Annotated in this window: 18 protein-coding genes; 15 read left to right on the top strand and 3 right to left on the bottom strand. The window is 65.4% G+C overall.

The genetic code is table 11. The features are described from left to right. Positions 1-7 precede the first annotated feature (7 nt). Positions 8-1,630, bottom strand: a complete 1,623-nt coding sequence (locus tag ACSFB7_RS02340; protein WP_435466675.1) for a 4-hydroxyphenylacetate 3-hydroxylase family protein — start codon at positions 1,628-1,630, stop codon at positions 8-10. Positions 1,631-1,752: 122 nt separating this feature from the next. Between ACSFB7_RS02340 and ACSFB7_RS02335 the strand changes: the two genes are divergently transcribed. From ACSFB7_RS02335 to ACSFB7_RS02295, 9 genes are all read left to right on the top strand, one after another. Next, complete coding sequence (locus ACSFB7_RS02335) at positions 1,753-2,460, top strand: TetR/AcrR family transcriptional regulator (protein ID WP_435466673.1); 708 nt, start codon at positions 1,753-1,755, stop codon at positions 2,458-2,460. A gap of 12 nt (positions 2,461-2,472) precedes the next feature. After that, on the top strand, positions 2,473-3,078 hold the full coding sequence (locus ACSFB7_RS02330; protein ID WP_435466671.1) for an isochorismatase family protein: 606 nt from the start codon (positions 2,473-2,475) through the stop codon (positions 3,076-3,078). A 117-nt stretch (positions 3,079-3,195) separates the two neighbouring features. Then, complete coding sequence (locus ACSFB7_RS02325; protein WP_435468050.1) at positions 3,196-5,133, top strand: propionate--CoA ligase; 1,938 nt, start codon at positions 3,196-3,198, stop codon at positions 5,131-5,133. A gap of 179 nt (positions 5,134-5,312) precedes the next feature. Further along, complete coding sequence (locus ACSFB7_RS02320) at positions 5,313-8,189, top strand: 2-oxoglutarate dehydrogenase E1 component (RefSeq protein WP_435466669.1); 2,877 nt, start codon at positions 5,313-5,315, stop codon at positions 8,187-8,189. A gap of 54 nt (positions 8,190-8,243) precedes the next feature. Beyond that, the gene (gene odhB / locus ACSFB7_RS02315; RefSeq protein ID WP_435466667.1) at positions 8,244-9,500 is read left to right on the top strand and encodes a 2-oxoglutarate dehydrogenase complex dihydrolipoyllysine-residue succinyltransferase; all 1,257 of its coding nucleotides are present in this window, start codon (positions 8,244-8,246) and stop codon (positions 9,498-9,500) included. Positions 9,501-9,516: 16 nt separating this feature from the next. Continuing rightward, positions 9,517-9,981: a GNAT family N-acetyltransferase gene (locus ACSFB7_RS02310; RefSeq protein ID WP_435466665.1), complete on the top strand. Its 465-nt coding sequence runs from the start codon at positions 9,517-9,519 to the stop codon at positions 9,979-9,981. Positions 9,982-9,996: 15 nt separating this feature from the next. Beyond that, positions 9,997-11,427 carry a dihydrolipoyl dehydrogenase gene (gene lpdA / locus ACSFB7_RS02305; RefSeq protein WP_435466663.1) on the top strand — a complete coding sequence of 477 codons (1,431 nt, stop codon included), beginning with the start codon at positions 9,997-9,999 and terminating at the stop codon, positions 11,425-11,427. Positions 11,428-11,431: 4 nt separating this feature from the next. Next, entirely contained in the window at positions 11,432-12,532 is a 1,101-nt protein-coding gene (gene zapE, locus ACSFB7_RS02300) for a cell division protein ZapE (RefSeq protein WP_435466661.1), read from the top strand. Next, on the top strand, positions 12,529-13,194 hold the full coding sequence (locus tag ACSFB7_RS02295) for a hypothetical protein (RefSeq protein ID WP_435466659.1): 666 nt from the start codon (positions 12,529-12,531) through the stop codon (positions 13,192-13,194). Before zapE ends, ACSFB7_RS02295 begins: the two co-directional genes overlap by 4 nt. Positions 13,195-13,210: 16 nt before the next feature. Here the strand turns inward: ACSFB7_RS02295 and ACSFB7_RS02290 are convergent, their stop codons facing one another. Further along, a complete protein-coding gene (locus ACSFB7_RS02290; protein ID WP_435466658.1) occupies positions 13,211-13,981 on the bottom strand; it encodes a PP2C family protein-serine/threonine phosphatase in 771 nt (256 codons plus the stop codon). A 107-nt stretch (positions 13,982-14,088) separates the two neighbouring features. On the opposite strand from ACSFB7_RS02290, the gene ACSFB7_RS02285 reads away from it, so the two are divergent. Next, positions 14,089-14,292, top strand: a complete 204-nt coding sequence (locus tag ACSFB7_RS02285) for a DUF465 domain-containing protein (protein WP_306878395.1) — start codon at positions 14,089-14,091, stop codon at positions 14,290-14,292. Next, positions 14,289-16,349, top strand: coding sequence for a DNA repair helicase YoaA (locus ACSFB7_RS02280; RefSeq protein ID WP_435466655.1), 2,061 nt, complete (start codon positions 14,289-14,291; stop codon positions 16,347-16,349). Before ACSFB7_RS02285 ends, ACSFB7_RS02280 begins: the two co-directional genes overlap by 4 nt. 93 nt (positions 16,350-16,442) lie before the next feature. On the opposite strand, the gene ACSFB7_RS02275 is transcribed toward ACSFB7_RS02280, so the two are convergent. Beyond that, a complete protein-coding gene (locus ACSFB7_RS02275; RefSeq protein WP_435466653.1) occupies positions 16,443-17,249 on the bottom strand; it encodes an outer membrane protein assembly factor BamD in 807 nt (268 codons plus the stop codon). Positions 17,250-17,272: 23 nt separating this feature from the next. Between ACSFB7_RS02275 and ACSFB7_RS02270 the strand changes: the two genes are divergently transcribed. The 4 genes from ACSFB7_RS02270 to ndk all read left to right on the top strand — a co-directional run bounded on the left by ACSFB7_RS02270 (position 17,273) and on the right by ndk (position 21,745). Next, positions 17,273-18,298: an RluA family pseudouridine synthase gene (locus tag ACSFB7_RS02270; RefSeq protein WP_435468048.1), complete on the top strand. Its 1,026-nt coding sequence runs from the start codon at positions 17,273-17,275 to the stop codon at positions 18,296-18,298. A 128-nt stretch (positions 18,299-18,426) separates the two neighbouring features. Beyond that, a complete protein-coding gene (gene scpB / locus ACSFB7_RS02265) occupies positions 18,427-19,326 on the top strand; it encodes an SMC-Scp complex subunit ScpB (RefSeq protein ID WP_435466651.1) in 900 nt (299 codons plus the stop codon). Further along, positions 19,323-21,167, top strand: coding sequence for a pseudouridine synthase (locus ACSFB7_RS02260; RefSeq protein ID WP_435466649.1), 1,845 nt, complete (start codon positions 19,323-19,325; stop codon positions 21,165-21,167). The genes scpB and ACSFB7_RS02260 overlap by 4 nt, the downstream gene beginning before the upstream one ends. Before the next feature lie 152 nt (positions 21,168-21,319). Next, a complete protein-coding gene (gene ndk, locus ACSFB7_RS02255) occupies positions 21,320-21,745 on the top strand; it encodes a nucleoside-diphosphate kinase (protein WP_435466647.1) in 426 nt (141 codons plus the stop codon). Positions 21,746-21,759 lie beyond the last annotated feature (14 nt).

The following is a 21,759-nucleotide window of genomic DNA, read 5'->3' as shown; positions in this document are numbered from 1 at the left end:
GCGCAGTTTAGGTGCGCAGCGATACCGGCAGGTCGACCATCACCGGCTGCCCGGGCGTCGTGCAGCCGGTGTCGCAGCACTTGCCGGGCTGCCGGTTCTTCGTGATGGCGCGTGCCGGGTCGTGCGGCGCTGCGGCGGGCGAGCCATCGGCCGCGATGCCGCGCTCCAGGATGCGTTCGACCAGCTCGACCTTGGAGCCGACCGGGTAGTTGCGCCAGATCTCCTGCTTCATTGCGGCCGGCGAGCCGCCGCCATGCAGGCTGATCACGCTGTACCAGCCGCCCTGGTAGCCGGCCGTCAGGTCTTCGATGAAGCGGGCGGTCTCGATGCGCTGCTCGTAGGGAATCGCCGGGTTGGCGCGCAGCACGTCCGACAGACGGGCGGCGGTCTCGGGGTTGTGGTCTTCGTCGGGGCCGGGCAGGGTGACGATCAGGCCGCCGCTCACGTAGTGGGCGATGCGGTGCATGTCATAAATCTTGGTGGCCAGCAGCAGCTTGCCGATGTTGCTGAACACCGGGTCTGGCATGAACACCTCGCAGTGCTCGTCGGCCTTGCCGTAGACGCTGGCCGCTACGCCGCACGCAAAGAAGCTCTCGGTGATGCTGATGAGTTCGACCATCTGCTCGCGCAGGTGGCTTTCCTTGCCCGGATCGAAGCCGTTGGCCTCGCACATCAGCGCGCCGGCGCCGATCAGCAGGTCGCCGAAGCCGGCGCGGGCGCCGATGCAACTGTGGCGGTGGTGGGTGGCGTAGCTGTAGGTCAGGTGGCCTGAGTGTTCCCATTCGCCCGCGTAGAACACGCGCTCCCATGGCACGAACACCTTGTCGAACATGCACGCGCCTGTGCTCTGGCCGTACTTGCGGCTGAACAGGGCATCGCCGTGTTCGAGCTTTTCGCCAGGGCGGCCGGCCGGTCGCGCGACGATGGTGAGGCCGGGCGCATCGAGCGGCACGGCGCAGCAGACGGCGAAGTCGGCGTCTTCCTTGCCCATGTTGCGGCAGGGCATGACCAGCAATTCGTGCACGTAGGGCGCGCCGGTCACGATGGCCTTGGTGCCCGAGATGACGATGCCGCGCGCGTTGCGCTCCACCACGTGCAGGTAGCTGTCGACATTGGCTTGCTCGTGCGGCCGGCGGCTGCGGTCGCCCTTGGCGTCGGTCATGGCGACGCCGAGGGTCAGGTCTTCGTCCTGGATGCGGTGCAGGTATTCATGGAAACGGGCGGTGTGCTCGGTGCTGCCGTGTGCATCGTCGATGCGGGCCGACACCTGGGCGATGGCGTTGAGCGCGTCGTGCGTCAGGTAGCGCTGGGCGCAGCCGGTTTCCTGGCAGACCAGCCGCACGGCCTCCAGCTTGTTGAGCAGGTCGCCGGCGCTGGTGTTGATGTGCGAGAGCCGGTTCACCCGCTTGCCGCTGGTGTGCTGCACGGCGGTCATCAGCGGCTCGTATTGCTTCTTGAGCGCGTAGTCGTAGGTGAGGGCGATCGCATTGATGCCGGGCTGGAAGGCGGCCTCGTCCGCCACGCTGTCGACGCGGCGGCCGTCCACGAACACGGTGGGGCGGTAGCGGCGCAGCGACTCGCGGTAGTCGGCGCCGGACATCAGGGTGGCGGTGGGGAGTGGGGCGTTCATCGTGTTGTCTCCGGTGAATTCGCTTTTTTCTGGGGCTTGATCAATTATTTGAACATCGTTCAATTTTTCAATCAATGTGAAAAATAGTGAACTGACGACCGGGCCGCAGCTATAGTCCGCCGATGCAAGCCAAGCTCCTGCGCCGCCAGACGCTCACCGATGCGCGCCGCGCGCTGGTGCTCGATGCGGCCCGTGCGGTGTTCGCGGAAGCCGGCATCGAGGGCGCGAGCATTCGTGAAATCGCGAAAAGGGCCGGCTATACACCGGGCGCCATCTATTCCTACTTCGACAGCAAGGAGGCGATCTACGCCGCCTTGCTCGACGAATCACTCCTGCGCCTGCGGGCGGCCGTGGCCGAGGCGCGGGTCTCCAAACAACGGCCCGACAGGACCCTGGCCGTCAGGGCACAGGCCTGGTTCGATTTCTACGCGGCCAACTCGCGCGACCTCGACCTCGGTTTCTATCTGGTACATGGCATGCGGCCCCGCGGGCTGACCAGCGAGCTGGACCACGAACTCAACGACCACCTCTATGACGCGCTGCGCCCCTGCGAAGACGCGCTGCTGGCTCTGGGCCTTGACGCCGCGAGTGCGCTCCAGGAGAACACGGCGCTTTTTGCACATGGCGTCGGCCTGCTGCTGATGCAGCACACGGGGCGCATTCGCATGTTCAGGCAGTCGGCAGACGCGCTCTTCAAGGCCTATCTCTCGCAACTGGTGCTGCGGTGCAGCGTCTTCCCGGGCGCGCAAGAAGATGCGCACGATGCCGCCGACCCCGGCCAACCCGATCTTTTCAGTGGTACGGTTCAGCCCAATCCAAACATCACCTGAAAGAAACGGTTCATGCTGCTCGACGCCTCGCAATCCCAACTCGTGCTGGTCGACTACCAGGCTCGGCTGATGCCGGCGGTCTTCGAGAACGAGGCTGTTGCGAAGAACGCCGTGCGCCTCGCAACGATGGCGCAATGGGTCGACGTGCCGACCTGGGGCACCGAGCAGAACCCGTCCAAGCTCGGCGAGAACTTGCCGGACATCCGCGCGCTCTGCAAGAAAACCCTGGCCAAGATGCATTTCAGCGGCGTGGAAGAAGGACTCGGCGAATGGCTGCGCGCCCCGGCGAAGGCCGTGCCGCAAGGCAATGCCCGCAGCTTGCCCAAGCATCTGCAAAAGCCTGCCGCCGCAGCGGAAGAGCGCAACACCATCGTGATCGCCGGCTGCGAAGCGCATGTCTGCCTGCTGCAGACGGCCCTTGATCTGCTCGAAGACGAGTTCGAAGTCTGGGTCGTCACCGACGCCTGCAGCTCGCGCACCGAGCGCAACCGCGATGCCGCTTTCGACCGGCTCGCCGGCGCCGGCGCCGAACTGGTGACCACGGAAATGGTCGGCTTCGAGTGGCTGCGCACCGCCGAGCACCCGGCGTTCCGCGACCTGCAAGCCCTGATCCGCTGAGTCGAATCCGCGCCTGAGCAGTGGGGCTGGGCCGGGTTGTTCCGGTCGTCAGCTTGCTGCAAGATCGGTCTCCATAATTATGAATTCAGTTTTGGCGATGCCGCCGGAACGGAATACATACAGAACAGGAGACAGATCCAGATGAGCCGCTATGAAGAGTTCTATCGCCAGTCCGTGGACGCGCCCGAGGCCTTCTGGGCCGAACAAGCGAAGCTGATCGATTGGGGTACGCCCGCGCAACAGATCCTCGATGCCAGCCAGCCGCCGTTTGCGCGCTGGTTCGTCGGCGGCACCACCAACCTGTGCCACAACGCGGTCGACCGGCATCTGGCCGAACGGGGCGACCAGCCGGCGCTGATCTTCGTTTCCACCGAAACCGGCGTCGAGAAGAGCTACAGCTTCAAGGAACTGCACGCCGAAGTGCAGCGCACGGCCGCCAGCCTGATCGAACTCGGGGTGGGCAAGGGCGACCGCGTGCTGATCTATATGCCGATGATCCCGGAGGCCGCCTTCGCGATGCTGGCCTGTGCGCGCATCGGCGCGATCCACTGCGTGGTGTTCGGCGGTTTCGCCAGCGGCTCGCTGGCCACCCGCATCGAGGATGCCGAACCGAAGGTGATCGTGAGTGCCGACGCGGGTTCGCGCGGCGGCAAGGTCATTGCGTACAAGCCGCTGCTCGACGAGGCGATCCGGCTGTCGAAGTACAAGCCATCGGCGGTGCTGCTGACCGATCGTGGGCTCGCTGCTATGGAGTTGGTAGCGGGACGCGACCATCTGGCAGGCGAGTTGCGGCACAAACACCTCGACGCCGAAGTGCCTTGCACGTGGCTGGCCTCCACCGACATCAGCTACACCATCTACACGAGCGGCACGACGGGCAAGCCCAAGGGCGTGCAGCGCGACGTGGGCGGCTATGCCGTGGCGCTGGCCGCGAGCATGAAGCACATCTTCGACGGCCGGCCCGGCGAAACCTATTTCTCGACCAGCGACATCGGCTGGGTCGTGGGCCACAGCTACATCGTCTATGGCCCGCTGATCGCCGGCATGGCGACCATCCTGTACGAAGGCCTGCCCACGCAGGGCATCGACCAACAGCCCGACGGCGGCATCTGGTGGCGGCTGGTCGAGAAGTACAAGGTGACGGTGATGTTCAGCGCGCCTACCGCGGTGCGCGTGCTCAAGAAGCAAGACCCGGCGTTGCTGAAGAAGTACGACCTGTCGAGCCTGCGCGCGCTGTTCCTGGCCGGCGAGCCGCTGGACGAGCCGACCGCGCGCTGGATCAGCGAAGGCTTGGGCGTTCCGATCATCGACAACTACTGGCAGACCGAATCGGGCTGGCCGATGATCACCATTGCCAACGGCGTGGAAGCCAAGCCCAGCAAGTTCGGCAGTCCGGGTATTCCGATGTACGGCTACCGCATCAAGATCCTGCATGAATCGACCGGCGAGGAACTGACCGCCCCGAATGAAAAGGGCGTCGTCGTGGTCGAGGGCCCGACCCCGCCGGGCTTCATGCAGACCGTGTGGAAAGACGACGCGCGCTTCGTCAACACCTACTGGAAGAGCGTGCCCGGCAAGATGGTCTATTCGACCTTCGACTGGGGCATCCGCGACGCGGACGGCTACTTCTACATCCTGGGCCGCACCGACGACGTGATCAACGTCGCGGGCCACCGGCTCGGCACGCGCGAGATCGAAGAGAGCATTTCAGGCCATGCCAACGTGGCCGAAGTGGCGGTGGTCGGCGTGGCCGATGCGCTCAAGGGCCAGGTCGCGATGGCCTTCGTCGTGCCCAAGGACGGCCGCGCCGTGGCCGACGCCGACGAGGCCCTCAAGCTCGAAGGCGAGATCATGAAAGTGGTGGCCGATCAGCTCGGTGCGCTGGCGCGGCCGGCCCGCGTACGCTTCGTCAGCGGCCTGCCCAAGACCCGCAGCGGCAAATTGCTGCGGCGTGCCATCCAGGCGGTTTGCGAGCAGCGCGATCCGGGCGATCTGACCACCATCGACGATCCGGCCACGCTGCAGCAGATCAAACAGTTACTTTCTTCGGTCTGAGTTAGCGGGGAAGGGGTTGCGAAGCCCCACCTGATCGTCATATGGTTGACGTGGCACAATGCCAAGGTACTCAGGCCCTTCCCCAGCCACAGTCGCATCCGCCAACCGGTTCAGCCGTGTCGCGGAAGGTTTCTTAAACCAGCTAGTGCTTCCCTCAGGGAAGCGAAGGTCAGCGGATCATGAGCGATTCATCGACGCCATCGGCGTACACCGCCTATCAAGGCAACACATACCTCTTCGGCGGCAATGCGCCCTATGTCGAAGAGATGTACGAAAACTACCTCTCCAACCCCGGCAGCGTGCCTGACAACTGGCGTTCGTATTTTGACGCCCTGCAGAACGTGCCCGCTGCCGACGGCAGCAACACCCGCGACGTCCCCCACCTGCCGGTCATCAATGCTTTCGCCGAACGCGCGAAGCAGGGCACGACCAAGGTGGTGCAGGCCAGCGGCGCCGATTCCGAACTCGGCCGCAAGCGCACCGCCGTCCAGCAGCTGATTGCCGCCTACCGCAATGTCGGCGCCCGCTGGGCCGACCTCGACCCGCTCAAGCGCGCCGAGCGTCCCGCCATTCCGGAACTCGAACCCTCGTTCTACGGCTTCACCGATGCCGACCTCGAGACGGTGTTCAACACCAGCAACACATTCTTCGGCAAGGACACCATGTCCTTGCGCGATCTGCTCAACGCCTTGCGCGAAACGTACTGCGGCACGATGGGTGCCGAGTACATGTACACCACCGACCAGAACCACAAGCGCTGGTGGCAACTGCGGCTCGAAGGCGCCCGCACCAATCCGAAGCTCAGCGCAGAGCAGAAGAAGCACGTGCTCAACCGCCTGACCGCAGCCGAAGGCCTCGAGCGCTTCCTGCACACCAAGTACGTCGGCCAGAAGCGCTTCTCGCTCGAAGGCGGCGAAAGCTTCATCGTCGCGATGGACGAACTGATCAACCAGGCCGGCATCAACGGCGTGCAGGAAATCGTGATCGGCATGGCCCACCGCGGCCGCCTGAACGTGCTGGTCAACTCGCTCGGCAAGATGCCGGCCGACCTGTTCGCCGAGTTCGACCACACCGCCCCCGAAGAACTGCCCAGCGGCGACGTGAAGTACCACCAGGGCTTCAGCTCGGACGTGACCACCCCCGGCGGCCCGGTGCACCTGAGCCTTGCGTTCAACCCCTCGCACCTTGAAATCGTGAACCCCGTGGTCGAAGGCTCGGTGCGCGCCCGCATGGACCGCCGCGCCGACCCGCTGGGCAAGCAGGTGCTGCCCGTGATCGTGCACGGCGACGCCGCCTTCGCAGGCCAGGGCGTCGTGATGGAAACGCTGGCGCTGGCCGAAACCCGTGGCTACTCCACCGGCGGCACGGTGCACATCGTCATCAACAACCAGATCGGCTTCACCACCAGCGACCCGCGCGACAGCCGCTCGACGCTGTATTGCACCGACATCGTCAAGATGATCGAGGCACCGGTGTTGCACGTGAACGGTGACGACCCCGAAGCCGTGGTGCTCGCCACCCAGCTCGCGCTGGACTTCCGCATGGAATTCCAGAAGGACGTGGTCGTCGACATCATCTGCTTCCGCAAGCTGGGCCACAACGAGCAGGACACGCCTTCGCTCACCCAGCCGCTGATGTACAAGAAGATCGCCCAGCACCCCGGCACGCGCAAGCTGTACGCCGACAAGCTGGCTGCTCAAGGCCTGGGCGACACGCTCGGCGACGACATGGTGAAGGCGCAGCGCGCGGCTTTCGACGAAGGCAAGAACACGGTCGACCCCGTGCTCACCAACTTCAAGAGCAAGTACGCCGTCGACTGGAGCCCGTACCTCAACAAGAAGTGGACCGACGCCGGCGACACCGCCATTCCCTCCACCGAGTGGAAGCGCCTAGCGGAGAAGATCACCACCCCGCCCCAAGGCTTCACGGTGCACCCGCTCGTGAAGAAGGTGCTGGACGATCGCGCCGCCATGGGCCGCGGCGACGTGAACGTCGACTGGGGCATGGGCGAGCACATGGCCTTCGCCTCGCTGGTGGCCAGCGGCTACCCGGTTCGCCTGTCGGGCGAAGACTCCGGCCGCGGCACGTTCACGCACCGCCACGCCGTGCTGCACGACCAGAACCGTGAGAAGTTCGACACCGGCACCTACACGCCGCTGCAGAACGTCGCTGAAAACCAGGCGCCGTTCGTCGTCATCGACTCGATCCTGTCGGAAGAAGCCGTGCTCGCGTTCGAATACGGCTACGCCTCGAACGACCCGAACACGCTGGTCATCTGGGAAGCGCAGTTCGGCGACTTCGTGAACGGCGCACAAGTGGTGATCGACCAGTTCATCGCCTCGGGCGAAGTGAAGTGGGGCCGCGTCAACGGCCTGACCATGATGCTGCCGCACGGCTACGAAGGCCAGGGCCCCGAGCACAGCTCGGCACGCCTGGAGCGCTTCATGCAACTGAGTGCCGACACGAACATGCAAGTGGTGCAGCCGACCACGGCCAGCCAGATCTTCCACGTGCTGCGTCGCCAGATGGTGCGCAACCTGCGCAAGCCGCTGATCATCCTCACGCCCAAGTCGCTGCTGCGCAACAAGGACGCGACCTCGCCGCTGGCCGAGTTCACCAAGGGCAGCTTCCAGACGGTCATTCCGGACAGCAAGGGCCTGAAGGCCGAGAAGGTCAAGCGCCTGGTCGCCTGTTCGGGCAAGGTCTACTACGACCTGGCCAAGAAGCGCGAAGAGCAAGGTACCGACGACGTGGCGATCATCCGCGTCGAGCAGCTCTATCCGTTCCCGCACAAGGCGTTTGCCGCCGAGATCAAGAAGTACCCGAACCTCGTCGACGTGGTGTGGTGCCAGGACGAACCGCAGAACCAGGGCGCCTGGTTCTTCGTGCAGCACTACATCCACGAGAACATGCAGGAAGGCCAGAAGCTCGGCTATTCCGGCCGTGCCGCTTCGGCATCGCCGGCGGTGGGCTACTCGCACCTGCATCAGGAACAGCAGAAGGCGCTCGTCGATGGCGCATTTGGCAAGCTCAAGGGCTTCGTGCTGACCAAGTAAAACCCGTCCCTTTTCACACGAACACCTTCAAGAACAAAACGGAGCTCACTCCAAATGTCTATCGTAGAAGTCAAAGTCCCCCAGCTTTCCGAATCCGTGGCCGAAGCCACCATGCTCACCTGGAAGAAGAAGGCCGGCGATGCCGTCGCCGTCGATGAAATCCTGATCGAGATCGAGACCGACAAGGTCGTGCTCGAAGTGCCGGCCCCTTCGGCCGGCGTGCTGGCCGAGATCGTGCAGCCTGATGGCGCCACCGTGGTGGCCGATCAGCTGATCGCCAAAATCGACACCGAAGGCAAGGCTTCGGCCGCCGCACCGGCAGCAGCAGCCCCCGCTGCCGCACCGGCTGCTGCTGCTCCGGCAGCCGCCGCAGCCGCCACCGGCGGTTCGAAGGCCGACGTGGCCATGCCTGCCGCCGCCAAGCTGCTGGCTGACAACAACCTGAAGACCAGCGACGTTGCCGGCACCGGCAAGGACGGCCGCGTCACCAAGGGCGACGTGCTCGGCGCGGTCGCTTCGGGTGCCAAGCCTGCCGCCACGGTTGCCGTGCCGGCTGCCAAGCCCGCGCTGCCGCAAGTTGCCGCATCGACTGGCGCGCCGGATCTGGGCGAGCGCCCGGAACAGCGCGTGCCGATGAGCCGCCTGCGCGCCCGCATCGCCGAGCGCCTGCTGCAATCGCAATCGACCAACGCCATCCTCACGACCTTCAACGAAGTGAACATGGCCCCGGTCATGGACCTGCGCAAGAAGTTCCAGGACGCGTTCACCAAGGAACACGGCGTCAAGCTCGGCTTCATGAGCTTCTTCGTGAAGGCCGCGGTGCACGCGCTCAAGAAGTACCCGGTGATCAACGCATCGGTCGACGGCAACGACATCCTGTACCACGGCTACTTCGACATCGGCATCGCTGTCGGCTCGCCCCGTGGCCTGGTGGTGCCGATCCTGCGCAATGCCGACCAGATGAGCTTTGCCGACATCGAGAAGAAGATCGCCGAGTTCGGCAAGAAGGCGCAAGACGGCAAGCTGGGCATCGAAGACATGACCGGTGGCACGTTCTCGATCTCGAACGGCGGCACCTTCGGCTCGATGCTCTCGACGCCGATCATCAACCCGCCCCAGTCGGCCATCCTCGGCGTGCACGCCACCAAGGACCGCGCCGTGGTGGAAAACGGCCAGATCGTCATCCGCCCGATGAACTACCTGGCCATGAGCTACGACCACCGCATCATCGACGGCCGCGAAGCCGTGCTGGGCCTGGTCGCCATGAAGGAAGCGCTGGAAGATCCGTCGCGCCTGCTGTTCGACATCTGATCCACGCGCGCTGCCGATGGAGTGGTATTGCAAGCCTTTCGACGCTTTGACGGCGTCGGAGCTCTACGCGATTCTGTCGGCGCGCAGCGAGGTCTTTGTCGTGGAGCAGCGCTGCGTGTACCTCGATCCGGACGGCAAGGACACGCAGGCCCACCACCTCTTCGCAATGGACGATGCACAGCAGGGTCGGCCGCAATTGGCCGCGTACCTGCGGCTCCTGCCGCCGGGCGTGTCGTACGAGGAAGCCTCGATCGGACGCGTGCTGACGGGCTCCGCCTGGCGCGGCCAGGGCATCGGGCAGGAGCTCCTGAAAAGGGGCCTCCTGCATGCGAACGGGTTCTGGCCGAACGCAGCGCTGCGGATCGGCGCGCAGGCGTACCTGCAGAAGTTGTATGAGTCGGCAGGCTTCACCAAAGTGGGCGAGCCCTACGACGAAGACGGAATACCGCACATCGAGATGGTGCGGGGCATTCATCACTAAATTTTCGGGAATCAAATGACCACCAAACAATTCGACGTCATCGTCATCGGCGGCGGCCCCGGCGGTTACATCGCCGCGATCCGTGCGGCGCAACTGGGCTTCAACGTGGCCTGTATCGACGAGTGGAAGAACGCCAAGGGCGGCCCCGCACTCGGCGGCACCTGCACCAACGTCGGCTGCATTCCCTCGAAGGCGCTGCTGCAATCGTCGGAGCACTTCGAGCATGCTGGCCACGGCTTTGCGGACCACGGCATCAACGTGTCGGGCCTGTCGATCGACACTGCCAAGATGCTGGCCCGCAAGGACCAGGTCGTGAAGCAGAACAACGACGGCATCACCTACCTGTTCAAGAAGAACAAGATCACGTCGTTCCACGGCCGTGGCTCGTTCGTGAAGGCCGCTGAAGGCGGCTACGAGATCAAGGTGGCTGGCGCCGCCGAAGAAACCATCGTCGGCAAGCACATCATCGTGGCCACGGGCTCCAATGCCCGCGCGCTGCCGGGTGCGGCCTTCGACGAAGAAAACATCCTCTCGAACGACGGTGCACTGCGCATCGGCACCGTGCCCAAGAAGCTCGCGCTGATCGGCTCGGGCGTGATCGGCCTCGAAATGGGTTCGGTGTGGCGCCGCCTCGGCTCCGAAGTGATGGTGCTCGAAGCGCTGCCCACGTTCCTGGGCGCGGTGGACGAGCAGATCGCCAAGGAAGCCAAGAAGGCTTTCGACAAGCAAGGCCTGAAGATCGAACTGGGCGTGAAGGTCGGCGAGATCAAGTCGGGCAAGAAGGGCGTCTCGATCGCCTGGACCAACGCCAAGGGCGAGGCCCAGGTGCTGGACGTCGACAAGCTGATCGTGTCGATCGGCCGCGTGCCCAACACCATCGGCCTGGCGGCCGATGCCGTGGGCCTGGCGCTCGACGAACGCGGTGCCATCACCGTCGACGGCGACTGCAAGACCAACCTGCCGAACGTGTGGGCCATCGGCGACGTGGTGCGCGGCCCGATGCTGGCGCACAAGGCCGAGGAAGAGGGCGTTGCCGTGGCCGAGCGCATTGCCGGCCAGCACGGTCATGTCAACTTCAACACGATTCCCTGGGTGATCTACACGCACCCCGAAATCGCGTGGGTCGGCCAGACCGAGCAGCAGCTCAAGGCCGAAGGCCGTGCCTACAAGGCCGGCACCTTCCCGTTCCTGGCGAACGGCCGCGCACGCGCGCTGGGCGACACGACCGGCATGGTCAAGTTCCTGGCCGATGCCGCGACCGACGAGATCCTGGGCGTGCACATGGTGGGCCCGCAGGTCAGCGAACTGATCTCCGAAGCCGTGGTGGCGATGGAATTCAAGGCCAGCGCCGAAGACATCGCGCGCATCTGCCACGCCCATCCGTCGCTGTCGGAAGCCACGAAGGAAGCGGCTCTGGCGGTCGACAAGCGCACGCTGAACTTCTGATCTCTTGACCAGCGTCAAACAGGCCTACGAGGCGGAACTCGCTGCGCGCGGGTTCCACAGCGATCCCGCGCAACTGCGTGCCGTGGAGGCGCTGGATCGCTGCGCCAACGAATGGGCCGAGTACAAGGCCCAGCGCTCCAATGCGCTGAAGAAGTTCATCAACCGGCCCGAGCTGCCGCGCGGCGTCTACATGTACGGTGGCGTCGGGCGGGGCAAGAGCTTCCTGATGGACCTGTTCTTCAACGCCGTGCCGCTGCGGCGCAAGACGCGCCTGCACTTTCACGAGTTCATGCGCGAAGTGCACCGCGAACTGCGCGAGCTGCAGGGCACCGTCAACCCGCTCGACGAGCTGGGGCTGCGCATTTCCAAGCGCTACAAGCTGATCTGCTTCGACGAGTTCCACGTGGCGGACATCACGGACGCGATGATTCTTCATCGGCTGCTGGTGTCGCTGTTCGAGAACGGCGTGGGCTTTGTCACCACCTCCAATTTCAAGCCCGACGACCTGTATCCCGGCGGGCTGCATCGCGACCGCATCCTGCCCGCGATTGCGTTGCTCAATGAAAAGCTCGAAGTGCTGAGCGTGGACAACGGCACCGACTACCGGCGCCGCACGCTCGAGCAACTGCGCATGTACCTCACGCCCAACGATGCGGCGTCCGAAAAGGAAATGCGCAAGGCCTTCGACAAGCTGGCCGAAACGGCCGACGAAAACCCGGTGCTGCACATCGAGCAGCGCGAGATCCGTGCCCGGCGCAAGGCCGGCGGCGTGGTCTGGTTCGACTTCAAGACGCTGTGCGGCGGGCCGCGCTCGCAGAACGACTACCTTGAGATTGCCAGCCAGTTCCACACGGTGCTGCTGTCCGACGTGCCGCACATGCCGGTGCGCATGGCCTCTGAAGCACGTCGTTTCACCTGGCTGATCGACGTCTTGTACGACCGCCGCGTGAAGCTCATCATGTCGGCCGAGGTTCCGCCGGAGGCGTTGTACACCGAGGGCCCGCTGGCGCACGAGTTTCCGCGCACGGTTTCCCGGCTCACTGAAATGCAGTCGAGCGAGTTTCTTGCCCTCGAACGACGCATCGTCGACACCCGACTCACATGAAAAAAATCGCTCTTGCCCTGCTGATGACACTGGCCAGCCTTCCGCTCTGGGCGCAGTCCAATGCGGCTTCGGGCAGTGCCGACCTCGAAGCCGAACGCCGCAGGCTGTCTGCCGAGCGGGCGGCCATCGAACAGCGTTTCGTGCAGGAGCGGGTTGCTTGCTACAAGAAGTTCGCGGTCGAAGACTGCCTGCGCGAGAGCCGTGACCGTCGGCGCACGGAAACCGCCAACATCAAGCGGCAGGAAACCGCCATCAACGACATCCAGCGACAGCGCAGCGGCGCCGCCGAGCTGCAGAAGCTCGACCAGAAGGCGAGCACGCCGCGTTCGGAAGATTCGCCCGAGAAGCGGGACCAGTCGGTCCAGAACCAGAAAGAGCGCGAGCAGCGGGCCGCCGACCATGCGACCAGCCGGGCCAATGCGGCCGGGACGGATGCCGAGCGCCAGCGCCAGTTCGAGTCCAAGCAAAAGGCGAATGCCGACGAGCAGGCCAAGGCCGCGCAACGCCGCGCCGAGGCGCCGACTGCCGTGCAGCAGTACGAGAGCAAGCAAAAGCGCGCGGAGGAACACCGGGCCAGCCGCGAGCGGCAGAACGCCAACCGCACCAAGCCGCGCGGTGCGCCGTTGCCACCGGCACCGGCCGCTTCGTCGCCTGCGCGCTGAAGGCGCAGCAGGCCGGTCAGGCCGCAGCCGGGAGCGCGTCGAGCTTCAGGACGGCAATCGAGATGTTGTCGCCGGTGCCACGAGCCCGGCGGCGCGCTTCTCCCACCAGGATTTCAACCGCATCGCGCGGTGGCTGTGCATAGAGCACGCTCGCCAGTTCCTCGGGGCTGAAGTAGTGCCAGAGCCCGTCGCTGCACGCCATCAACACGTCGCCCGATTCCAGCTTGGGAATGTAGTGCGGATCGACGGGCGGCGGCGTGGTCGTCATGCCCAGGCAGCCGAGCAGGATGTTGCCCTGCGGGTGGATGTTGGCCTCGGCTTCACTGATCTGGCCGCGATCGATCAGCGCCTGCACATACGAATGGTCGCGCGTGCGCTTGATGAGCTGGCCGTCGTGGAAGTGGTAGATGCGTGAATCGCCCGCATGAATCCACGCGCAATCGCCCTTCGGGTTCATCAGGAAGGCGGCCAGCGTGCTGTGCGGTTCCTGTTCGCTCGAAATGGCGGTGAGCTTGATCACCGTGTGCGAGTCTTCCAGCATCTGCTTGAGCATGGCCTCGGGGTTGTCGCGGCCGGGCTGGTAGCGCGTGAAGAGCTGGCGCGCCGTCATCAGCACCTGGTCGGACGCCTTGCGTCCGCCGCTGCGTCCGCCCATGCCATCGGCCACGACACCCAGCACGCAGCCGGGTATGCGGGGGTGGCTCATCATCAGCACCTGGTCTTGCTGGTAGGGGCGGTCACCCTTGTGGAGTCCCGTGGCCGCTGCGAGTCGAAAGCCTTGAGTCATGAGGCGTGTGCGCCTGAGGCGCGTTTTTCTGTCTTCTCGAAGATTCGAGTCAGGACGTATTATCGAATGAACATGCGCCGCGAAAACCCCGCGTTCGCTCCCCACCGTTGGACTCCAATCTTCATTCCCTTTCCCGCCAACTGATCGAGCTGCGCATCGAGCATGCCGATCTCGATGCCACCATCGACCGCTTGGCCGAGGCGTCGCCACAAGACGAGCTTTTGCTGCGGCGCCTGAAAAAGCGCCGCCTTGCGTTGCGCGACCAGATCACGCGCGTCGAAAACTTGCTCGACCCGAGAGAACCTGCGTGACCGAAAGCCTCGAAGACAAGGTGCGCGACGCCTTCGCGCTCGACGGCGTGCTGTCGCGCGCCGCCGATCAATTCCGCGAACGTTCGGGCCAGACCGAAATGGCAATGGCGGTCGCCCGCACCATCGACCAGGGCGGCGTGCTGGTGGTCGAAGCGGGCACCGGCGTGGGCAAGACTTTTTCGTACCTCGTGCCGGCCTTGTTGAGCGGCGAGCGAGTGCTGCTGTCGACCGCCACCAAGACGCTGCAAGACCAGTTGTTCGGCCGTGACCTGCCCAGGCTGGTCGAGGCTTTCGGCTTGCCGGTGCGCACGGCGCTGCTCAAGGGGCGCGGCAGTTACTTGTGCCTGCACCGCCTGGACACGGCGCGCCATGACGCATCGCTGCCGGAGCGCGGCAGCCTGCGTACGCTGGCCAAGATCGAGCAATGGTCGAAGGCCACGCGCACGGGCGACCTGGCCGAGCTGCCGGGGCTCGATGAGCGCTCGCCGCTGATTCCGTTGATCACATCGACGCGCGAGAACTGCCTGGGCGCGCAATGCCCGCAGTTCAAGCCTTGCCACGTCAATCTGGCCCGGCGCGAGGCGCTGGCGGCCGACATCGTGGTCATCAACCACCACCTGTTCTTTGCCGACCTCGCGGTGCGCGAGACCGGCATGGCGGAGCTACTGCCGACCGTGAGTGTGGTGGTGTTCGACGAGGCCCATCAGCTCAACGAAACCGGCGTGCAGTTCCTCGGCGCACAGCTCGGCAGCGGGCAGGCGCTCGACTTTGCGCGCGACATGCTCGGCGCCGGCTTGCAGCATGCGCGGGGGCTGGTCGACTGGCAGCAACTGGTTGCTGGGGTCGAGCGCGCCGCGCGCGAGTTGCGGCTGGTGGTCGGCAAGCAGTGGCCCGGTGCCAAGCTGCGCTGGCTGGGGCCTTCGCCGGAAGGGATCGATCCCGATGCCTGGCAACAGTCGCTCGATGACCTGCAGCACTCTTTCGAGCTGGCGGCCGAAGGGCTCGATACCGTCAGTGAAATTTCCCCCGATTTCGTGCGGCTGCACGAGCGGGCGCGGCAACTCGCGAAGCGCACGGCGCGTTTCGCACTGCCCTGCGAGGTCGACTCGGTGCGCTGGGTCGATGTGGGTTCGCAACTGCGGCTGATCGAGTCGCCGCTCGACATCGCCGAGGCCATGCGCAAGCGCGTGCTCAAGATCGCCGAGACGCAGGTCGAGGCCGAGGTCGACGCCTATGGCGAAGAGATAGAGCGCGATGAGCCGGTGCAGGAGGATGGCGGTCGCGCCTGGGTTTTTACTTCGGCCACGCTGGGCGACGAACCCACCTTGCGCTGGTTCACCGAGCCCTGCGGCCTGCACGATGCAGAGGTGCTGCGTGTGCAGAGCCCGTTCGACTACGCCTCGCAGGCTTCGCTCTATGTGCCGCGTGCTTTTCCGAAACCCAACGATCCGGCGCACAGCCAGCGCGTCGCCGAACTGGCCGCGCATGGCGCCGCCGAACTGGGCGGTCGGACACTAGTGCTGACGACCACGCTGCGCGCCTTGCGCACCATCGGCGATGCGATGAAGCAGCGGTTCGAATTGCTCGAAGCGGAGGCGAGGCCCGAAGTGCTGGTGCAGGGCGAGCTGCCCAAGCGTGTGCTCATGGATCGTTTTCGTGAAGGCGCAAGCGCGGGGCGGGCGGGCTGTGTACTGGTGGCGTCGGCTTCGTTCTGGGAAGGTTTCGATGCGCCGGGCGACGCCTTGCAACTGGTGGTGATCGACAAGCTGCCGTTCCCGCCGCCGAACGATCCGCTGGTCGAGGCGCGCTCGCAGCGCCTCGAAGCCCAGGGGCGCAGCTCTTTCAGCGACTATTCGCTGCCCGAGGCGGCCGTGGCGTTGAAGCAGGGGGCAGGGCGGTTGATTCGACGCGAGACCGACAGTGGCGTGCTGGCGATCTGCGATACGCGCCTGGTCGCGATGGGCTATGGGCGCCGGTTGCTGGCGGCGCTGCCGCCAATGCGCCGTCTGGACAGCGAGTCGGACTTCAATGCAGCGCTGGAGGCGCTCAAGAGCTAGCCGCAAAAGCACCAAAGCCTCCCGTTGGGAGGCTTTGGCGTTACGCGTCGGGACGCGAGGATGAGTGGGTAGCGAAGAGCCGGAAAGCTCGTCTTACCAGACCTTCCACCAAGGATCGTCCTTGCCGCGGAAGCCGTTCGCGAGGTACGTGCTCTGCGGGTAGTTCTTGGTCAGCACGCGTTGCGCGTCGTCGCGCAGTTCCTTCATGCCCAGGGCGTCGTACGATTTGACCATGATGTACAGGGCTTCTTCGAGCGCCGGCACTTCGCGGTAGTCAGCCAGCGCGATCTGCGCGCGGTTGATGGCGGCCAGGTAGGCGCCGCGCGAGTAGTAGTAGCGGGCCACGTGAACTTCGTACTGAGCCAGCGAGTTCACGATGTAGTTCATGCGCTGGCGCGAATCGGGCGCATAGCGCGAATCGGGGAAGCGCGTCACGAGGTCCTTGAAGGACTCGAACGATTCCTTGGCGGCCTTCTGGTCGCGCTCGGACAGATCCTGGCGCGTCAGGAATGCGAACATGCCGAGGTCGTCATTGAAGTTGATCACGCCCTTGAGGTAGAGCGCGTAGTCCAGGGCCGGGCTGGCCGGGTGCAACTTCATGAAACGGTCGATGGTGGCGATGGCGTTCGCCTTTTCGCCCGACTTGTACTGGGCGTAAGCCTTTTCCAGCTGGGCCTGCTGTGCGAGCGGCGTGCCGGCTGCACGGCCTTCGAGCTTTTCGTAGAGCGGCACGGCCTTGTCGTAGGCGCCCGATCCGGACTCGTCCTTGGCTTCGGAATAGATGCGGTTGGGACTCCAGCCGGCGGTCTTGTCTTCCTTGGTGGAAGAGCAGCCGGCTGCAAGCACAGCCGCTAAGCCGAGCGCGATCCAGGTGGGGACCGATAATTTGGCGCGAAACATCACATACGGCTTTCGTGAAACAGTTGCCCTCAATTATATCGACCGGCCCTTCGGGCAATACCCCTGAGATCGTGGAGGCGTCCGAACACGAGGAAGGCGCCGACCCGATCGAGCCCAGCGAGCTGCGACCCTTCGTCGTGGACCCGGCCCAGCACGGCCAGCGGCTGGACCGCGCGCTCGCCGCGCTGGTGCCCGAGTTTTCCCGAAGCTACCTGCAGCAATTGATCGAGGCCGGCGCGGTGGAGTTGCAAGGGCGCACGCTCACCAAGGTCTCGGCCACCGTGAAGGCAGGGCAGGCCGGCCGCATCGAATTGCGGCCTACGCCCCAGAGCCAGGCCTTTCGTCCCGAGGCGATGGACCTTGTCACGGTGCACGAAGACGAGCACCTGCGCATCATCGACAAGCCGGCCGGGCTGGTCGTGCATCCGGCGCCGGGTCACTGGAGCGGCACGCTGCTGAACGGCCTGCTGGCGCTGGACCCGAAGGCCGTGTTGCTGCCGCGCGCCGGCATCGTGCATCGGCTCGATCGCGACACCAGCGGGCTGATGGTCGTGGCGCGGACGCGGGCCGCCATGGATGCCATGGTGGCGCTGATCGCCGCGCGCGAGGTCAAGCGGCAGTATCTGGCGATGGGGCACAAGCCGTGGGTCGGCGCCGCCGCCCGGCAGGTCGATGCGCCCATCGGCCGTGATCCGCGCAACCGGCTGCGCATGGCCGTGGTCGACCTGGAGCGCCATCCGGGCAAGACCGCGCGCACGCTGATCGAGCGCCTGGACAGCCATGCCGATGGCTGCGCGGTGCGTTGCACGCTCGAAACCGGTCGTACGCATCAGATCCGCGTGCACATGGCGTCCATCGGCCATCCGCTGGTCGGCGACGCGCTTTATGGCGGCGCACCGGCTGTCGGCATGGCACGCCAGGCGCTCCATGCCTTCAGGCTGGCCTTCGTGCATCCCGTCACGCAAGCGCCGATGGAGTTCCGCTCGCCGCCGCCGCCCGACCTTGCCCAGGCTTTGCAGTCCTGGGGGCTGGACTACAATCGCGCCTGACGGCCCGAGGGCCTCGCCGGCCCTCGATGCCGGCCCCGCGTTGCATTCGCCAAGTGCCGGCAGCGCCTCCTCCTTTCATCCTTGTGAGCCAGCGTCCACCAGACGCCTTTTCCCGGATAACGCGAACCATGAATACGGCGGATGCCAAGCGCATTCTTGAAACCGCCTTGATCTGTTCGAGCCAGCCGCTGCCGGTGCGCGACATGCGCGTGCTTTTTGACGACGAGCTGGGCGTGGACACCATCAAGGTGCTGTTGCTAGAACTGCAGGAAGACTGGGCGCAACGCGGCCTGGAGCTTGTGAGCGTCGGCAGCGGCTGGCGCTTCCAGAGCCGGCCCGAGATGCGCGACCACCTCGATCGCCTGCACCCCGAGAAGCCACCGCGCTACACGCGCGCCGCGCTCGAGACGTTGGCCATCATTGCCTACCGTCAGCCGGCCACGCGCGGCGACATGGAGGACATCCGTGGCGTCACGATCAATTCGCTGATCCTCAAGCAGCTTGAGGATCGCGGCTGGGTCGAAGTCATCGGCCACCGTGAAACGGTCGGCCGGCCGGGGCTCTATGCCACCACGCGGCAGTTTCTCGACGACCTGGGCCTTGCGTCGCTCGACCAGCTTCCGTTGATCGAAACACCGGCGCAGCAGGCCGCCCTGGTCGATGCGCTCGAGCGGGCGTCGGGCGAGCAGGCCGACCTGCCCATGGACATTGCGACTGAAGAAGAGCAGCCTCCTGTGGCGCAGGAAGACAAAGAGCCGGGGGATGCGCCCGCGGTGGTTGTCGAGGCCGCGCCCGAAGTCATCGAAGCCGCGCAGGCGCAGGTTGCCGAAAACGCCGCAGCGCCCGACGCCGCCGAGGCCCCTTCTGGTGCTGAGTCGTCTGCCGAACCCCTTGCGCAGCCCGATCCGGCACCGGAAGCCGAGCCCGCTTCAGAGCCAGAGTTCCAGACGGAGCCAGAGCCAAAACCCGACACCGCGTCCACGGACGAGGTCGATCCCCACGCAGTTTCTCCCGGAAAAACCTCATGAGCCCATCCGACACCGACGACGCGGCAATGCTGCCGGTCGAGCCCGAAGTCAAGAAGAAGAAAAGGGCGGTCACGTCCAAGAAGGCTGCGGATGGCGCTATCGAATCGGTAGCGCCTGAAGCCGTTGCGCCGGTGGAGGCGGAAGAGCCCAAGAAGCCGCGTGCCCCGCGCAAGAAGAAACCGGTGGAGCAATCCGTTGCCGACGGAGCCGTGGTTGCGTCGGAGGCTGCGCCAATCGCCGAGGCTCCCGAAGTGATCGAGCTCGTGGCGGTTGCCGCGGCCCCGGTCGTCGTCGACGAAACGCCTGAGGTGGTTCACGCCCCCGCGCCCGTCGAAGCGGCGCGCCAGGCGCCCCGTGCGGAAGATAGCGATCGCTACAGCCGGGACGATCAGGGCGATGGCGACGACGAGGACGAAGAAGAGCCAGACGAGGAAGAGGACGACCTCGACCGCGCACGCCGCGCCGCCGACCGCGAGCAGCGCAATGCGCTCCCGCCCGAGCCGATCCGCTTTGCCGATGTCATTTCGGGTCAGTTCGACGCCGACGAAGAAAGCCCCGAGGTGCCGCCGCTCAAGCGCGTGCTGCTCCCCGAAGCCGACTCGCCCAAGCTGCACAAGGTGCTTGCGCAGGCGGGTCTCGGCTCGCGACTCGAAATGGAGGCGTTGATCCTCCAGGGCCGCATCTCGGTCAACAACGAGCCGGCGCACATCGGCCAGCGAATCCAGTACGGCGACCAGGTCAAGATCAACGGCAAGCCGATCCGCTACCGGATCGCACCGCCACCGCCGCGCGTGATCGCGTATCACAAGCCCGTGGGCGAAGTGGTGACGCACGACGATCCGCAGAACCGGCCCACCGTGTTCCGCAAACTGCCGCGCCTGCAGCAGGGCAAGTGGCAATCGGTCGGCCGGCTCGACCTGAACACCGAAGGCCTGCTGCTGTTCAGCAGCTCCGGCGATCTGGCCAACCAGCTCATGCATCCGCGCTTCGGCCTGGAGCGTGAATACGCGGTGCGGGTGCTGGGTGCGCTCAGCAGCGAAGAGAAGAAAAAGCTGCTGGAAGGCGTTCGCCTCGAAGACGGCATGGCCCAGTTCGGCACGATCGAAGAGGGCGGTGGCGAAGGCTCGAATTGCTGGTACCGCGTGACCATTTCCGAAGGCCGCAACCGCGAAGTGCGCCGGCTGTTCGAGTCGGTGGGCCATGCGGTCAGCCGGCTGATCCGTATCCGCTATGGCGCGATGGTGCTGCCGCGTGGCCTGAAGCGCGGTGCCTGGATGGAGCTCGACGAGCGCGACATCCGTGCGCTGTTCCAGGCTTCCGGCGGTGCGGCTGCACGCCCTGAGGGGCCGCCGCAGCGTGGCCCGGGTGGTCCCGAAGGTGGTGGCCGCAACGGCCGCAACAAGAAGCGCCGTGGCGGCCGCAACGGCGGTCAGCCGGGTGGCGGGCAGCCGCGCGAGATGCGTGATTCGCGCGACGAGGGGCGCGAGGCGCCAATTCCGAGTCCATTGGGCGATGGTCGCCCGCCGCGCGGCGACCGTGGTGGCCGTGCCAATCGCGGAGGCGGCAATGGCGGGCCTCCGCAAGGACAGGCGCGTCGTGGCAACGGTGGCGGCAATCGCCAGCAAGGCGGGGGTAATCGTCAGCAGGGTGACGGCAGTCAGCCGAGCGGTGCCAACCAGCCCGATCCGATGAAGACCTCGCTGGGCTACATCGGTGCCGACAGCTTCTCGCGCCAGCGCAAGGAGCAGCGCGGCGGCCCAGGCGGCCGTCGTAGCGGCGGCGGTGGTGGTGGCTTCGGCGGCCAGGGTGGCCAAGGCGGCGGACGCCGTCGCGGGCGCTGAAAGCCAGCCGTTACAGCGCGGCCTTTCGCGGGGTTTTCACCAATCCCGGGGGCTGCGCCGGTTAAAATCAAAGGCTTTGTCGATATGCGACGCAACAAACTCGTTGCAGTTGTGACAAAACACTTCAAAATCAAAGCTCAGAAAGCATTTCAATGGCTATCGAACGTACCCTCTCCATCATCAAGCCCGACGCCGTCGCCAAGAACGTCATCGGCAAGATCGTTTCCCGCTTCGAGGCTGCCGGCCTCAAGATCATCGCCGCCAAGCTGGTGCACCTGTCGCGCAACGAAGCCGAACAGTTCTACTCGGTGCACAAGGAGCGTCCCTTCTTCAAGGACCTGGTCGAGTTCATGATCTCGGGCCCCGTGTTCGTGCAAGTGCTCGAAGGCGAAAACGCCATCCTCAAGAACCGTGACCTGATGGGCGCCACCGATCCGAAGAAGGCCGCCGCCGGCACCATTCGCGCCGACTTCGCCGACAGCATCGACGCCAACGCCGTGCACGGCTCGGACGCCGCTGAAACCGCCGCGAACGAAATCTCGTTCTTCTTCGCCGGCCTCAACGTCTACGCACGCTGAAGCTGTTTGCCGAC

The organism is Variovorax raffinosi, assembly GCF_051216615.1.
Taxonomy (GTDB): Bacteria; Pseudomonadota; Gammaproteobacteria; order Burkholderiales; family Burkholderiaceae_C; genus Variovorax.
This window is presented reverse-complemented; position numbering and strand designations above follow the sequence as displayed.